Raw genomic sequence first — 15195 nt, 5'->3', positions numbered from 1 at the left:
CCCGAGTTCAAAATGCCTATCTCATCGCTTGGTCCGAAAATTAAAAATCAGATTTGCACTATTGAGCATATATCTGACAGCCTCACCCGCTCCTCCCGCCCCTTCCTCCTCCGCCACACCTTCTTCGTCATCGTCACCAGGAATGACACCGCCTATTTCTATAAAGCCAAGGGCGACTACATGTATAAGGACTACAAGAACGACGTCCATTACTGAGAAAAGGAGTAAATTAGGGAGCACGTGAAGAACTTCCTGATCATAGGACTAGTTATTACCGCTGCTTGCGTCAACAAGCCGCAAAGTCAAAAAGTGCAGGCGAGCGAGACAAAACCGACGCCGCAGGAGGATTCCGCGCTCACCGTCGACGATGCCATCAAGGAATTCAAGGACAGCGCCCAACGGGAAACCACCCTGGATACGGTAAGGATCGAGAACCGGGACACGCTACGGCTCACTATAAAAATGAGCAAGGAAAACGCCTTCAGACTACCCAAAGAATACCAGGGACCCGCCGGCCTGGATACCGTCTGGAATATGCGCAGCATCATACGATTCGAGATCAACGGAAGGGAAATAGTTCAAAAGACGATCGAAAAGACGGATTTCGGCATAGATCAGCAAATAAGGAAGTATGGTATTTTGATGCTCCCGGAGGTAAACGGTATGGACAGGACTGGTTTTAGCATCGACTACGATATAGACGTCCCGTTTAGCGAAGAAGGGGTTGAAGTCGAGGTAACGCTACAAAACAAAAAGCTACAATACACCATACTATGACCATCGAAAAAGTCAATATCCAGGAGAAGTTCTCCCATATAAAGGACTTCTGGAACCCCAGGGTCGTCGGCGAGCTGAACAACCAGTATGTGAAGCTGGTGCGATTCCAGGGTGATTTCGTCTGGCACCACCACGAGAGCGAGGACGAAATGTTCCTGGTGATCGAGGGCCGGTTTAACATGGAAATGAGGGATAAAACGGTTACCCTGAACGCGGGCGACTTTATCATCATCCCGCGCGGCGTCGAGCACCGCCCGGTCGCCGAGACCGAAGTCCAGGTGATGCTATTTGAGCCGGCCACGACCCTCAACACCGGCAACCTGGTGAACGAGCGGACCAGGCATCAGCTGGAGCACTTATGAGCGCCGGGAAAGGGCTGTTAAGAAATTGTGGTTTGCGTTTTCTGCTGACATAGGGCTGTCACAACCCGGGATTTTCTTTGTAAAAAATATGTCGCTATGCCTGCCTACGTCATCTTTACGCGCGAAAAGACATTCGATCAGAACGAGCTCCACCGATACAAGGATTTGGTACCGGCCAGTTTTGTGGGGCGGGCGGTGAAACCGTTAGCCTCGGGGACCAGGTTTGCCACCCTGGAAGGCGACGCGATCGATAGTGTTACCATGCTGGAATTCCCCACTATGGCGGAAGCCGAAGCCTGGTATCGGAGTCCTGAATATCAGGAGGCTTCGAAACACCGGTTAAAGGGTGGAGAGTATCGATGCTGGATAATAGAAAGCGTATGAATTTCGTCATCAAAGTGCTACACATATAACATAAGTTTTATTTGTTGATGCGGGGGGTTAGTCCTATATTTGGTTCTATCCAATTCCCGTGAAAATTATGCTGTACCTTAAGAAACTATTCACTAAAGACGGTATTGACAACCGTGATGTCCGGAGTGCCTCTCCTTTACGGCCCTTCGACGAGGCAAAGAACGACGTTATTCCCTGGATCAAAGTGACTTATCCCTTTACACGCGACAACTGCCGGGACTCCGTGCAACAGTTGTTCCAGGGGGAGAATATGCCGGTATTCCAGTTCTGGCTGGATGACCTGTGCATCTTTTACGCGGTGGAAAAAAACGACCGCTATGAATTCCTCCTGCAAAAGGACATGCCCAAGGGTATGAGCCTCGAAGCGCTGCACAAGATGGCGGTCCGCAACCTTGACAGGGACATCAGCTTCGAGCTGGGTAAGGCGCATTTCGGCGGTTATGCGTTGATCGCGGGCGGTAACCACGAGTCCGCTTCGGTTTGTCTGCCGCACGTTTGGGAATGGCTTTGCGGCGAGCTCGACGACAACCTGATCGTCAGCATCCCGGCCAAGCACCAGGTGTACATCTGCCCCGAACGCGACCAGGACAACATCGTCAACATGAAGATCCTCGTCCACGAGTACTTCAAGAAGGGCGATCGTTTGCTGACGCGCAATATCTTCCGCGTCGACCGGCGCACGCTGGAATGGACCGTGGTGGATACGGTAGGTATCGGGGAGAGGAAACTCCACATCAAACACTAGCCGCTTTCTGTAAGAGGCCGATCGCCTCTTTTATTTCGGCCGGGGTGAGCGAGGCAAACCCCAGGCGCATGCCATTTTCCGTGGACTCGGGGCTCCGGTAGGAGGACCCGTCGCTGATCAGCAGTCCCAGATCGGCAGCCCGGGCGGACAGCTTCGGGAGCGAATACCGTTTGGGGAATCGCGCCCAAACGGCCATCCCGCCATCGGGTTTTTTGAAGGTGATCAATCCGCCAAGCGCTTCTTCCAGCAGATCACAAAACACGTCCCGGCGTTCCCGGAACAGCTTATTGGATTTTTTAAGGTGACGGTCTATATCACCGCTGTCGATGAGCGCGGCGAGGGCTTCTTCGATGAGGTTGTCGCCACGGAGGTCCATCAGGCGGCGGAGACGCGCCGCTTCTTCGATAAAGTCCGCCGGCGCGACGAGAAAACCGACGCGGATGGACAAGGCCAGCGACTTGGTCATCGAACCGATATACAACACGTTACCCCCGTGGTCGCCGCTGGCCAGCGGCAGGATGGGTCCGGAGGCGTAATGGAAGTCATAGTCGTAGTCGTCCTCGATGACGGCGAGGTTCCTTTCCCGTATCAATTCGAGCAGCTGCATCCTTCGTTCCGCGGACAGCGTAACGGTCGTAGGATGGTGGTGATGGGGCACCACATACAGCATCCGCACTTTCGACCGGCGGCAGACGGCGGCCACGGCGTTCACGTCCATGCCCTGGTCGTCGACCGGGACGCGGATCAGCGTGGCGCCCAGCTGCTGGAAACAAAGATCGGCGTACCGGTAGTTGGAGGCCCCGACGATGACTTTATCGCCGGGTTTTATCAGGAGAGCAGCAGCCAGATAGATGCTCATTTGCGCCCCCCGGGTAATCATCAGGTTTTCCGACTCGATACTCAGCCCCCGCGAAGCGGCCAGGTGCCGCGCCAGGGCACGTCTCAGCTCTTCGGTGCCGGAGGCGAGTCCATACATCAGCCTCGGGGCATAGACGCGGGTCTGGCTGAGCCGCCGGCATTCCCGGATCAACAGCGGTAACGGGGACTCGCGTACGTCGGGGAAGCCGTCGTTGATGACGAGACGGAAGCCTTTTGCCTGCAGCTGTGTCGGCTGCTGCGCCTGGCGGGTAAAGACAAAACCGGTCGTCCCCTTGTAAGCTGCCGCCCCCCCACCCGGCCGGAAGCTGCGGGGCTTGATCTCGGGCAGTTCCGGCGATACCTGGACGCCCTTCCGCGGAAGGCTCCTGATCCAGTCCTGGCGCTCCAGCTCGGTGTAGGCGGCCACCACCGTTTTTCGATGGAGCTGCAGGGTGGCCGCGAGATCGCGGGTGCCCGGCAAAAAAGCGCCAGGTTGGATGCGCCCCTCCTGTATCAGCTGGATCAGTCGGTTGGCGACCTGCTGGTAGACCGGCATACCGGAATCTCGGTCGATCTGGATCAGGGTAGAAAACGGCAGCATAACTGGACTACTTTGTTATGTATAACTGGACTATAAAGATAGGCCAAGGCCCGCGTAGTTTTGCGGCATCAAATTATTGTCTATGAGCAACAGGATAAGATTAAAAGAGACCGACCCGAATACCTACAAGGCGATGTATGCCCTGGAAGCCTACGTGGACACCGTAAAGGATGTATCTCCGCTGCACAAAGATCTGATCCGTATCCGGGCGTCGCAGATCAACGGCTGCGGCTACTGTATCGATATGCATACGCGGGATGCGCGGAAGCAGGGAGAGACGGAGCAGAGGCTGTACCTTCTTTCGGTCTGGCGCGAGGCGCCGCAGTTCACCGCTGAAGAGAAAATCATTCTCGCGATAACGGAAGAGGTGACGCTGATCAGCGCATCCGGTCTTTCCGACGAAACCTATAACGCGGCGTTTGCGGCATTTGGGGCGGCAAAAACGGCGGCGATCATTATGATGGTTATCATCATCAATGCGTGGAACCGGATTGGCGTGGCCACGCACATGGTACCGGCATAAACTGGTATATTTATATATGACGATCAGACACTTGACTACCGATTCGGACATTCTTCTGGCCTGGGACGCCGTCAGCGCCCTACGGCCCCATCTTGCTTTTGAACATTATCTGACGCAGGTGCGGGCGCAGATGGAGGAAGAAGGGTATCGCATGATCGGAGCCGTTATCGAGCCGGAAACCATAGTCGCGTTTGCCGGGTTCCGGAACCTGCACAAGCTGTCCACCGGGCGCGGCATCTATATCGACGATTTATCCACCGTTCCCGGTCACCGGGGGCACGGGTACGCGGGTGCGTTGCTCGATTATATCCATGCGCTGGCGGCTTCCGAAGGGAAGGTGTGCGTGGAGCTCGATTCGGGGTATCATAGGCGCGATGCGCATAGGTTGTACCTCAATAAGAAGTATTTTATGGCGTCGCATCACTTTCATAGGGATATATGAGGCCTCGGGAGCTTGGGCGGGCCGCCGCGGGGCTCAGCTACCTACCTGCTGGCTCTGAAATTTGAAGAACATAGCGGTCCAACTGTCGTCGGATGGATAGTGGATAAAAACACCACCGTCCTGGTAGGGTCCGTTTTCCTTGGCAAAACTACCGGTACTGCCCTGGTTCATATGGATATTGTGGATGCCGTTGGCGGGCTTGAAACCGAAGTACTCGTCGGCGCTGGTATCCATATAGCAGCTTCCCAGGAAATAGACCGTCGCGTTTTCCGTCTGCGCCCGGCCGAAGCGATCGTTCAGGGTCGAGTCGAGGGTGCCCCCGTCGACGATCGTCATGTCATCGAAGTCGAACAGGTCTTCCTGCACATAGTCGAGCGCGCCCGTGCCCGCCTTTGACTTCAGGGTGAACAGACCCGGGGTGAAGCCCTTGATGCTGGCCAGGATGGCATGAGTATAATTGTCGACGCACAGGAACTGCAGGTTGGGGGGATTTTGGTCGGACAGGACGTTCACCGCGGCCCGGTAAAGGGCGCCGTTGACGTTCACCTCCACCATGTAGTGGGGTTTGCCGTGGGGGTCTTTCTTGTCGGCGGCGGCGCTGTCCATGAGGGCGGAGATGTTCCCGGTCAGGGCGCCGTAGTACTGGATAGGCATATTTTATAGATTGTCGTTGCGGAACTTGTACAGCATCCAGGCGTAAAATATACCCAGGTATACGGCGGTAGCCGATAACAACGCCGCCACGGGCAGGGGCTCCCGGTTCGGGCGTTTGGCCAGGTCCCTGAAAACGGGCAGGGGCAGCAGCTCGTCCGTTACCCTCAGCGGCACGAAGTCACCCGCCCGTCCGTGTGTCATCCAGTCGATCAGGCCCGCCAGCAGGAATTTGAGGAGCAATATATATACGAAGTACAGCGCAATTGCCAACCCCGAACGCCGGAACAGAACGCCGAACAGCAACGCCATCATGAGATAGGACAGCGTTTCCAGGAAAAAGTAAAACACGTATTCCATCCCGCTGGTGGAAAATGGCGCGTCACCCAGGGCGCCAAAAATGACCGCGGACAGGGCGGAAGCGAGTGTGCAAAGGACCGCCAGGCTCACCACCCAGAGCAGCTTTGCATTGATGAAGGCGACGCGGGGCCACCCGTCGATGACGTTCTGCCGGTGCGTACGGTAGGTGTACTCGTTGGTGATGAGCATGATGACGAGCAGACCGGGCAGGAAGAGCAGCCAGCCGGATAGCCAGGAGGTCGTCTCCCAGACGTTCGGGTAGGAATAGGGGTGACCGAGCAAGGCCTGGGTTTGGGCCTTGTCCGCATTGCCGTTCACTTTTACGGGAAAGTCCCAGACAATGTAATTGAGCCCCACCATGCCCACGAAACACAGCGCCGTGAGTATCCAGAAAGTCCGGTAACTGCGGACCTTCATCCATTCTGTTTTGAGTACTTGCAGCATAGCCTAGTTTTGGGTGAGCTCGAGGAAGCGGGCCTCGAGGCTTTTACGTTTGAGGGTCAGGTGTTCCAGGACGACGCCCTTGGAAAAACAGTATTCGTTGATATTTTTGAGCGAGACGCCGGTGGCATCGAAGTACACCTGGAGGAGGTCGTCTTCGGTCGTGATCTTCGTGACACCGGGATACGCGGACAGTATGTCCCTGGCGTTTCCTTTTACTTCGACGATATCACCCTGCGCCAGTATATCGGTGACCTTGCCGGTCGTCAGGAGCTCTCCCTTTTTGAGGAGCGCCATATGGGTACATACCTTTTCGACTTCGTCCAGGAGGTGGCTGGCCATGATGATCGTCTTGCCTTCGCGGCTCAGGGACTTGATCAATTCCCGGATTTCGGCGATACCGACCGGGTCGAGACCATTGGTTGGCTCGTCGAGCACGAGGACCTCGGGGGAGCCGAGCAGGCTGGAGGCGATGGCCAGCCGCTGTTTCATCCCGAGCGAATAGGTGCTGAAGGCCGAATCCCTGCGGTCGTAGAGGTTGACGCGTTTCAGGACGCCCTCTATGTCGCCCTCGCCCTTCCCCTTTATACTGGCGACGACCTCGAGGTTCTTACGGCCGGACAGGTAGTGGTAAAAGTTGGGTGTCTCCAACAGGGCGCCAATCTTTTGCCGGTGTACGTGCGTAGGGCTTTCGCCAAAAAGCCGAAACATGCCACCGGTCGCTTTCAGGACATCGAGGACGATACCCAAAAGAGTGGTTTTCCCGCTACCGTTTGGACCAAGGATGCCGAAAACGGTTCCGGCCGGGACTTCAAAAGACACGTCTCTTAAAGCTGTGATCGAGCCGTACTTTTTAGATAGGTGTTGAACGCTGAGAACGGTCATGACATGCTTTTTTTATAGTTTACCAGTTTTTCAAAAATCACCTGGTCATTTCCCTGGACCAGGGTAGTGGGGATCACGAAAGGGCTGCCGGTCATATTTTGTCTCCGTTTGTGCAGCCACGCCCGGATGGGGTTCTCCACCTGTTCAAAAAATTCAACGGTATCCTCCAGGTCCACGCGGATGTAGTTACTGCCCCACCCCACCCTGATCAGCGTAAAACCGGCGATGTTGCCCCAGGAGACGCGCACGCCCTTGATATTGTCCTCGAGGCCTTCAGGCGTCAGCTCCAGGGCCGGCCGGCCCCGAAGCACGGGAAGGATCAGGCGACGCACAAGATAATAGAGATACACCAGCAAACAAAGCAGGAATCCGAAAAAACCCACGTTCACCTGTCGTAACCAAAGCGGGGCGCCGATGGCCACGGCGATGACCCACACCAACGAAAAAAAAGCCACCAGCCACCGGTTGTATGGTATTGAAATCGTGCCCTCCATGCTTACCAGATATGGGCCCTGAGGCTGTCGGGCCGGTACATCCTGTCCCCCGGCTTGACATTGTAGGTGGTGTAAAAGGCATTCAGATTGGACACCGGGCCGTTGACGCGGTACTGGGGCGTGGAGTGCGGGTTGGTCAGCACCTGCGTCCGCAAAACTTCGGGGCGGGATTTGACCTTCCACACCTGCGCGAAGGACCGGAAAAAGCGTTCGTCCGGCGTCAGACCGTCGATACGGGTGGTGTCCTTGGCCTGGGCCGTTTTTTGGAAGGCGCCATAGGCTATAGAAAGACCGCCCACGTCGGCGATGTTTTCACCGAGGGTCAGGTTGCCGTTGATGTGGAAGGTATCCACCGCGACAAAACCGTCGTATTCCTGTACCACCAGGTTGGCGCGTTGCTTGAAGCGCTCGGCGTCTTCCTTGGTCCACCAGTCCTTGAGGTTGCCATCGGCGTCGTATTGGCGGCCCTGGTCGTCGAAGCCGTGGGTCATTTCGTGACCGATGACCAGGCCGATGGCGCCGTAATTGAGGGCGTCGTCTCCGTCCTTGTAGAAGAAGGGCGGTTGCAGGATGCCCGCGGGAAAGTTGATGTCGTTGGACGTGGGGTTATAGTAGGCGTCCACGGTCGGGGGCGTCATATACCATTCGGAACGGTCCACGGGTTTGCCTATCTTTTTGAGGTCGCGTTGGAACTGCCAGTTACCGCACTGGCGGGTGTTGTTGACCGCGTCGGCGCGGACGATGGAGATGGTGGAATAGTCCTTCCATTTATCGGGGTAGCCGATCTTCCTGGTGATGGCGTGGAGCTTGACCAGCGCCTTTTTCTTGGTCGAGTCCGACATCCAGTCGAGCGACTGGATGTGCTCGGCATAGGTCGCCTGGAGGTTGTTCACCAGCTCCAGCATCCGCTGTTTGGCTTCGGGCGGGAAGTATTTCTGGACATAGAGCTGGCCGAGGGCGTCACCCAGGTAGCCGTCCACGAGCCCGCACGCGCGTTTCCAGCGCTCCTGCATTTTTTGCTGGCCGCTCAGCAGGTGGGCGTAGGCAAAACGGGCGCTTTGGAGGGTGTCCGGAAGCACGCTGGCGTAGTTGTCGACCAGGTGGAAGGTGAGGTAGCTCTTCCAGTCGTCGAGGGGCAGCTTGTTCAATGCGTCGAAGAGGCCCGTGTAGTATTCGGGTTGGCCGACCAGGATGGTGTCGGCGGTGATGCCCAGGTTGTTCAATATATCTTTCCAGGGTCCCGGCAGCGCTTTTACGGGTTCCTTGTGGTAGTTGGCCTGCGGGTCGCGCAAGGCGACGGGGCTCTTGGAGACTTTTGCCATGGCGATCTCTGCCGCCATCAGCTCCCCAGCGCGTTTGGTCGCGGCGGCGGAGTCGTCGCCGATCATCCGGAAGACTTTTGTGACGTATACCGTGTAGGCTTCCCTGATCTTTTGGATCGAGGTGTCCTGGTTGAAATAGTAATCCCGGTTGGGCAAACCCAAACCGCCCTGGTCGAAGTGGGCGGCATTGACCTGGCTGTTCTTATCGTCTGCGGTGACGTAGTAGGCGAAAAGGGCGCCGTTTTCTTCTTTATATTCCCTGGCGACTTCGGAGAAAACGCCGGGGATGTCTTTGATTTGGGCGATATCGTTTAGCTCGTCTTTTAGCGGTGTCAGTGCTTTGCCGTCGATCGTTGCCGAGTCCATGACGCTCGCATACAGGTCGGCGACCTGCTGGGCGATCGAGCCGTTTTGCAAACCGGTTGTTTTGTCGAGCGAGTCCAGGATGCTGTGCATATCTTCCAGGGACTTGTCGCTGAGGCTATAGAGCGCGCCCCAGGCGGACTGGGAGGCGGGAATTTCGGTGCGTTTTATCCAGCCCCCGTTGGCATAGGTGAAGAAATCGTCCTGCGGGCGTATGGAGGAATCCACCGCGCTCGGGTCGATGTATGCGGGAGCGCCCGATTCGCTGCTGTTCCGGCAGGCGGCGGTAAGCATTAACCCCCCGGCGATGGCCAAAAGGGTCAGACGAGGTGATCCATTCATTGACTTGAGCACTTTAGTAGAGAGCTAAATGTATTGTTTTTTTGGGATTAGCGGACGATGGGCGTATCGAAAGCGGACGGTTTGCTGGGGGTTTTATGTCGCTACTTATTGATTATCTTTTAGTTACGAGCATAGCATTGTGTTAGATGGTCATATTTCATGTTCAAAACCTTCTACAAGACGTCCCTCCGGGGCCTGGTGCGTCATCCCCTTTTTTCCACCGTCAATATCTGCGGGCTGGCCATAGGCATGGGTAGCGCCCTGCTGATCTCGTTGTGGATACGGCACGAGCTGACCTATGACCGGCAGTATCCGAAACAGGCCCGGTTGTACCAGCTGATGACCAACAACAGCGCCGGGGGTAAAACCTGGACGGGACCGCAAACGCCTGAGGTCATGCCGGCGTATATCCTGAAGGACGTGCCGCAGGTGGAAAGCGTGGCGCGGTTGAGCTGGAACGGCGACATCCTGTTCCACTACGGGGATAAGGTTTTGCGGTCCACGGGCGCGGCGGCGGACGACCGTTTTTTGACGATGTTCGATTTTCCGATGGTGGCGGGGAACCCGGCTACCGCGCTGGTCGATCCGCATTCGGTCGTGTTGACGGAATCCACGGCGCGGAGCTTGTTTGGGTCATCGAATCCCATGGGCCAGCTCTTGCGGGTGGACACGACTAATTTTACGGTTACCGGAGTCATCAAAGACCTGGCCGACAATACACAGTTCAATTTCAAATGGCTGCTCTCCTATCATTATAAAGAGGCGCGGCACTATATCGATTCGGATTGGACGGATGTGAACAACAAGGCGTTTGTGTTGTTGAAGCCTGCTGCTTCGGTTGCTTCGGCGAACCGGTTGCTGGGCGGCATGGTTCCCTATTATTCACGCGGCCGCAGCGTGACCCAGGCGTTTATATACCCGATGGACCGTACGCGGCTTTATTCCGACTTTGAAAACGGGAAGCCGGCCGGCGGGCGTATCGGCACGATCCGCATCTTTGGGACGATCGCGCTCCTGATCCTGCTGATCGCGTGTATCAACTTTATGAACCTGTCCACGGCGCGGAGCGAACACCGGGCGCGGGAGGTGGGCGTCCGGAAGGTAATGGGCGCACGCCGGTTCTCGCTCATCTGGCAGTTCCTCGGAGAGTCGATGGCGATGGCCATCCTGGCGTCCTTGCTGGCGTTGTTGCTGGCGTATATCAGCCTGCCCACGTTTTGTACGCTTACGCAAAAGAAGCTTTCTCTCCCCTCCGATAGTGTCGGGTTTTGGGGCTCTTTTCTCGGATTCGTGGTCCTCACCGGCTTGTTAGCGGGGAGCTATCCTGCCTTCTTCCTCTCGGCGTTCCGCCCGATATCGGTGCTTCGCGGGACCTTTGTGCGCCTGCGTGGCTTGGTCACGCCGCGTAAAGCGCTGGTCGTTTTCCAGTTCACGACCGCCATCGCGCTGGTCGTCAGTACGCTGGTTATCCTGAAACAGGTCCGATACGCGCAGCACCGCCAGACCGGTTATGCGCAGCAGAGCCTGATCTATGTCAACATGGAAGGCGATATACCCAAACACTATGACGCCATCCGATCGGACCTGCTCAACTCGGGGGCGGTGACCTCGGTTACCGCGATGGCCAACCCACTGACGGAAACCTGGAGCATGGGCGCCCACCTCACGTGGCCAGGGAGTGCGCCGGACGAGCACATCCGCTTTTCGCGGACGTCTTCGGACGCCGATGCGGTCAAGACGCTCGGGCTGACGCTGGTCGAAGGCCGGGACATCGATGTCCGGCAATATCCCAGCGACTCCACGGCTTGCCTGATCAACGAGACGGCGGTCAGGGAGATGGGGCTTCCTTCGGTGCTGGGGCTGCCCATTACTGACTATCCGGATCATTGGCACGTGGTGGGTGTCGTCAGGGATTTCGTATTATTATCGCCATATGAAGATATCAAGCCATTGATCATTAAAGGGCCTTTCGGCGGTTCCGGGGTGATGCACCTGCGGTTGAATGCTGCGCGGTCTACTGCGGACGACCTGGCGGCGGTTGGCCGCATCCTGAAAGCCTATAATCCGACCTACCCGTTCGAATATCATTTTATGGACGAAGACTATGCGCGTAAGTTTGCGGGTGAACAACAGACGGCAAGCCTGGCAGCGCTTTTTGCGGGGTTGGCTGTTTTGATCTCCTGTCTCGGGCTTTTCGGACTGGCTACGTATATGGCGGAAAGCCGGACAAAAGAGATCGGTATCCGCAAGGTACTGGGAGCGTCTACGGTACGCCTGGTGGTGTTGCTGTCTTCGTCATTTGCGTTTTTGGTGGTGATCGCTCTTGCGGTGGCGACGCCGGTGGCGTGGTATTGTATGAGCCGGTGGCTGGAGGGGTATGCGTATAGGATGCGGTTAGATTATGTGCCTTTTGTGCTGGCGGGTGTTGGGGCGTTGCTCATCGCCTTTTTTACCGTCGGTTTTCAGGCGGTCCGGGCGGCTGTGGCCAATCCTGTAAATAGTCTAAGAAACGAGTAGTTATATGTTCCGTTCTTACTTTGTCATCGCCGTGCGCGTGCTTCGCCGCAACCCGGTATATGCTTTTGTGAATGTGCTGGGGCTAAGTCTTGGGTTGGCGGCGGCCATACTGATCCTGTTGTACGTCCGGGACGAGACCAGCTATGACCGGTTTCACCGGCTGGCGCCTTCGATCTACCGGGTCGACCGGGAGATCACCCGGGAAAACGGGGACAAGGTGCGAGGCGGGTACTCGGGATATTTCCAGGGCCCGCGGTTTGCGGCTTCCGTCCCGGGGGTCGTTTCGTATACACGTTTTGCGTCCGGGGGTGTGGACCTCGTTCGGGGGACGTCGATCGTTTCGCAGGCGGTTGGCTATGTCGATACGAATTTCTTTTCGGTGTTCAGTTTTCGGATGCTTTCCGGGGGGATTTCCTCTTCGCCGCATTCGGTAGTCGTTAGTTCGTCGTTTGCTTTGGCACAGTTCGGGACGGTTTCGGCCGTTGGGCGTCTGATGTCGGTGCGGGACGGGGGCCGCCTGGTCCCTTATATCGTCTCCGGGGTTTGTGCCGATCCGCCGTTGAATTCGTCTTTACAGTTCTCGGTGTTGATGCCGCTGGTGACGCCTTCCGGTTTGCCCAATTCGGAGTGGTTCCATTTCTTCTTGAACACGTTCGTGGTGGTCCGGCCGGGGGCGTCGATACCGGGTCTGTCCCGCGCGATGCAACAGGTATACTTGTCGGATGCGCGTTCGTCCATCGCGGAGATCCAGGCGAAATATGGGATCAAGGACTTGGGTATCCGGTATTTCCTACAGCCGCTGACCGATATACACCTGAGCACGACCGCGGGAGCGAACGAGGGGTTATCCGACGGGTCGGACCCGGTTTACGCTTATGTGCTCTCGGGGATAGCGCTTTTTATATTGTTGATCGCCTGTATCAACTTCGTCAACCTCACCGTGGCGCGGTCGGTCAAACGCGCCCGGGAGATCGGGGTCCGTAAAGTGATCGGGGGCAGAAGGCTGCAACTGGCGTGGCAGTTCATGGGGGAATCGTTCCTGTTGTGCGTGTTAGCCTTTGGGCTGGCGGTGGTTATTGCGCAGGCGGTGTTGCCTTTGTTTAATACGCTGTCGGGGAAGTCGCTGTCGTTTGCGTATTTGCTGGATACCCGGTTGGTACTCTTTTATTTTTTGTTGTTGGTTTGCACCTCACTTCTGGCGGGGGTCTACCCAGCGCTGATCCTCTCGCGGTACCGGCCGGTCGAGACGTTGTATGGGCGGTTTTTGCCGTCATCAGGTCATTTTCAGCGGGGGCTGGTCGTCTTTCAGTTTGTCCTCGCGACCGTGCTGATCGTGGCGACGGCGGTGATCGCGCTACAGGTGAACTATATGCTGCGGCAGCCGTTGGGGTATGACGATCGGGACGTTCTTCTTGTATATGGAGCGCCTTCTGCCGCATTCGAGCGCTCGCTCGCTTCTTTGCCGTTTGTCCAGGCTGTCTCGTTGAAAAACGCGGGGACACCGGGGAATACCGTACGCGTAGGCGCCTCCCTGAATATCAATATTTCGTCCGAATCTATCGATACGGGGTTCTTTTCCCTGTTGCATGTGCCGGTTGTCCTTGGCCGGAATTTCTCTTTGGTATCCGACTCTTCCCGCTCGGTCATCGTCAACGAAGCGTTTGTCAGGCAGGCGGGATGGCGCAGCCCTATCGGCCAGAAGGTGTCAACGTTCGAGCCTCGTGTCGACTATACGGTGATTGGGGTTGTGCGTGACTATCATTTTCGGCCGTTGACATCGGCGATCGAACCGCAGTTCTTTACCATGCAGTCAGCCGCGTATGGGATGTACTACATCAAGCTGGCGCCTGGGCACACGGGTGCGGCGTTGTCTTCTATTGGTCGCGCCTTCCACACGGCTTTTCCCCTGGAGCCTTTCTCCTTTGACTTCATGGACGACGTCAACCGGTCGGCCTACGCCGCTGAAGAGCGCTGGCGCTCCATGGTCCTTTTTGGGGCGCTGCTCACGGTCTTTATTTCCTGCATCGGGCTGTTCGGGCTGTCGGTACTGGCTGCCGCGCGGCGCGTCAAAGAGATCGGCATCCGGAAGGTGCTCGGTGCGTCCGTCGGCAGTCTTTTAGCGCTTTTGTCTTTCGGGTTCTTACGGCTGGTAGGGCTCGCGCTGGCGATTGCGTTGCCGGTGGCGTATTATGGGGCGTCGCGGTGGCTGCAGCGGTATCCGTACAGGGTTTCCCTCTCGTTTTGGATGTTTTTCGTGGTGGCCCTTTTGGTTGTCCTCGTGGCGTTGTTGACGGTGGGGGGACAGGCGGTGAGGGCGGCGCGGAGGGCGCCGGTGGGGGCGTTGAAGGGGGAGTGAGGCTTCGCGTGAGTTGTATCGCCGGCGCTATTGCATATTTTCAGCTTGAACTTCTCGAATAAAGGCTTCGTCTACTTGCGCGATATTGGCTATTTCGACGGGGCTGAACATATTCAAAGCGAGAAGGCTGAGAACAATTTGCCTCTTTATTTGCTTTTCGCTCTCTGCGCGCCCTTCGGTCAATCCCTCCTTGATACCTTTTTTAAGGCCCCGCTTGAAGCCTTTGGCTTCGCCGGCCTTTTCACCCATCTGATAAACGCCCATCTTGGGGGTATTCGGGTGGTTCCGCATAAAGTCATCGATATCCAGCATAAATTTCGAGTTTTCCAGTTTCAAGTTACGCAAATTCGCAATTACCAAGAGCTGATTCAGATACCTGGAGCGCTGAAGCCCGTCCGGTGTCGATAGCAAAATCTGTCGCAGCACGTCCTGACCCAAATCCTCCAGGCTTTCGCCTGAAAGGTCCGCCAATAGGGCAAACATCTTCACCTCCGGAAGCGGAGATTGGAGGAAAATGCGATAATCTACGGAGTTAATTGATAACAGCGAGTATTTAAAATGTATGGAATCGGTATGCAGTTCGTCTATCATGTCGGAAATATCTTTCGACATACTAATAACGAATTGCCTTATGGGCATTTTATGTTTACGGTAAAGCATTAAATAATATTCCGCCATCCGATAGACCATGTCTTTGTCGCTCCTCGACTGGAATTCTATATGAAGGATAAAGGTCCTGCCA

At 56.3% G+C, this 15195-nt stretch carries 16 protein-coding genes; 9 read left to right on the top strand and 7 right to left on the bottom strand.

Annotated features, from left to right (window positions below; translation table 11 throughout):
• The 5 genes from VL547_RS19350 to VL547_RS19330 all read left to right on the top strand — a co-directional run.
• Positions 1-216: hypothetical protein (locus VL547_RS19350; protein ID WP_325581009.1), on the top strand; the 216-nt coding region annotated here is incomplete at its 5' end.
• 24 nt (positions 217-240) lie between these two features.
• Complete coding sequence (locus tag VL547_RS19345) at positions 241-777, top strand: hypothetical protein (RefSeq protein WP_325581006.1); 537 nt, start codon at positions 241-243, stop codon at positions 775-777.
• A complete protein-coding gene (locus VL547_RS19340) occupies positions 774-1139 on the top strand; it encodes a cupin domain-containing protein (protein ID WP_325581004.1) in 366 nt (121 codons plus the stop codon). The genes VL547_RS19345 and VL547_RS19340 overlap by 4 nt, the downstream gene beginning before the upstream one ends.
• A gap of 96 nt (positions 1140-1235) precedes the next feature.
• Complete coding sequence (locus VL547_RS19335) at positions 1236-1523, top strand: DUF1330 domain-containing protein (protein ID WP_325581003.1); 288 nt, start codon at positions 1236-1238, stop codon at positions 1521-1523.
• A gap of 97 nt (positions 1524-1620) precedes the next feature.
• The gene (locus VL547_RS19330) at positions 1621-2298 is read left to right on the top strand and encodes a hypothetical protein (protein ID WP_325580998.1); all 678 of its coding nucleotides are present in this window, start codon (positions 1621-1623) and stop codon (positions 2296-2298) included.
• Here VL547_RS19330 and VL547_RS19325 read toward each other — a convergent pair.
• Positions 2288-3757 (bottom strand): PLP-dependent aminotransferase family protein, encoded by a 1470-nt coding sequence (locus VL547_RS19325; protein WP_325580996.1) that lies wholly within the window; start codon positions 3755-3757, stop codon positions 2288-2290. The two genes, VL547_RS19330 and VL547_RS19325, sit on opposite strands and share 11 nt — an antisense overlap.
• 82 nt (positions 3758-3839) lie before the next feature.
• Here VL547_RS19325 and VL547_RS19320 point away from each other — a divergent pair, with 82 nt between their 5' ends.
• The gene (locus VL547_RS19320; protein WP_325580994.1) at positions 3840-4280 is read left to right on the top strand and encodes a carboxymuconolactone decarboxylase family protein; all 441 of its coding nucleotides are present in this window, start codon (positions 3840-3842) and stop codon (positions 4278-4280) included.
• Between the two features lie 16 nt (positions 4281-4296).
• Positions 4297-4722 (top strand): GNAT family N-acetyltransferase, encoded by a 426-nt coding sequence (locus VL547_RS19315; protein ID WP_325580992.1) that lies wholly within the window; start codon positions 4297-4299, stop codon positions 4720-4722.
• 33 nt (positions 4723-4755) lie between these two features.
• Here VL547_RS19315 and VL547_RS19310 read toward each other — a convergent pair whose 3' ends face one another.
• The 5 genes from VL547_RS19310 to VL547_RS19290 are packed head-to-tail and all read right to left on the bottom strand — an operon-like array spanning position 4756 to position 9580.
• The gene (locus tag VL547_RS19310) at positions 4756-5376 is read right to left on the bottom strand and encodes a DUF2278 family protein (RefSeq protein ID WP_325580990.1); all 621 of its coding nucleotides are present in this window, start codon (positions 5374-5376) and stop codon (positions 4756-4758) included.
• A 3-nt stretch (positions 5377-5379) separates the two neighbouring features.
• Positions 5380-6177 carry an ABC transporter permease gene (locus tag VL547_RS19305; RefSeq protein ID WP_325580988.1) on the bottom strand — a complete coding sequence of 266 codons (798 nt, stop codon included), beginning with the start codon at positions 6175-6177 and terminating at the stop codon, positions 5380-5382.
• 3 nt (positions 6178-6180) lie between these two features.
• On the bottom strand, positions 6181-7059 hold the full coding sequence (locus VL547_RS19300) for an ABC transporter ATP-binding protein (protein ID WP_325580986.1): 879 nt from the start codon (positions 7057-7059) through the stop codon (positions 6181-6183).
• On the bottom strand, positions 7056-7553 hold the full coding sequence (locus tag VL547_RS19295; RefSeq protein ID WP_325580985.1) for an STM3941 family protein: 498 nt from the start codon (positions 7551-7553) through the stop codon (positions 7056-7058). Before VL547_RS19295 ends, VL547_RS19300 begins: the two co-directional genes overlap by 4 nt.
• Before the next feature lie 2 nt (positions 7554-7555).
• Positions 7556-9580 carry a M13 family metallopeptidase gene (locus VL547_RS19290; protein ID WP_325580984.1) on the bottom strand — a complete coding sequence of 675 codons (2025 nt, stop codon included), beginning with the start codon at positions 9578-9580 and terminating at the stop codon, positions 7556-7558.
• A gap of 159 nt (positions 9581-9739) precedes the next feature.
• On the opposite strand from VL547_RS19290, the gene VL547_RS19285 reads away from it, so the two are divergent.
• Entirely contained in the window at positions 9740-12097 is a 2358-nt protein-coding gene (locus VL547_RS19285; RefSeq protein ID WP_325580982.1) for an ABC transporter permease, read from the top strand.
• A gap of 4 nt (positions 12098-12101) precedes the next feature.
• Complete coding sequence (locus VL547_RS19280; protein WP_325580980.1) at positions 12102-14453, top strand: ABC transporter permease; 2352 nt, start codon at positions 12102-12104, stop codon at positions 14451-14453.
• Positions 14454-14480: 27 nt separating this feature from the next.
• Here the strand turns inward: VL547_RS19280 and VL547_RS19275 are convergent.
• Positions 14481-15195 (bottom strand): hypothetical protein (locus VL547_RS19275; protein WP_325580978.1); only part of this gene is annotated, 715 nt, incomplete at its 5' end.

Origin of the sequence: Dinghuibacter sp., assembly GCF_035492835.1 — a bacterium.
Classification (GTDB): domain Bacteria; phylum Bacteroidota; class Bacteroidia; order Chitinophagales; family Chitinophagaceae; genus Dinghuibacter.
The sequence above is the reverse complement of the archived record's forward strand: the minus strand, read 5'-3'. Positions and strand labels throughout refer to the sequence as shown.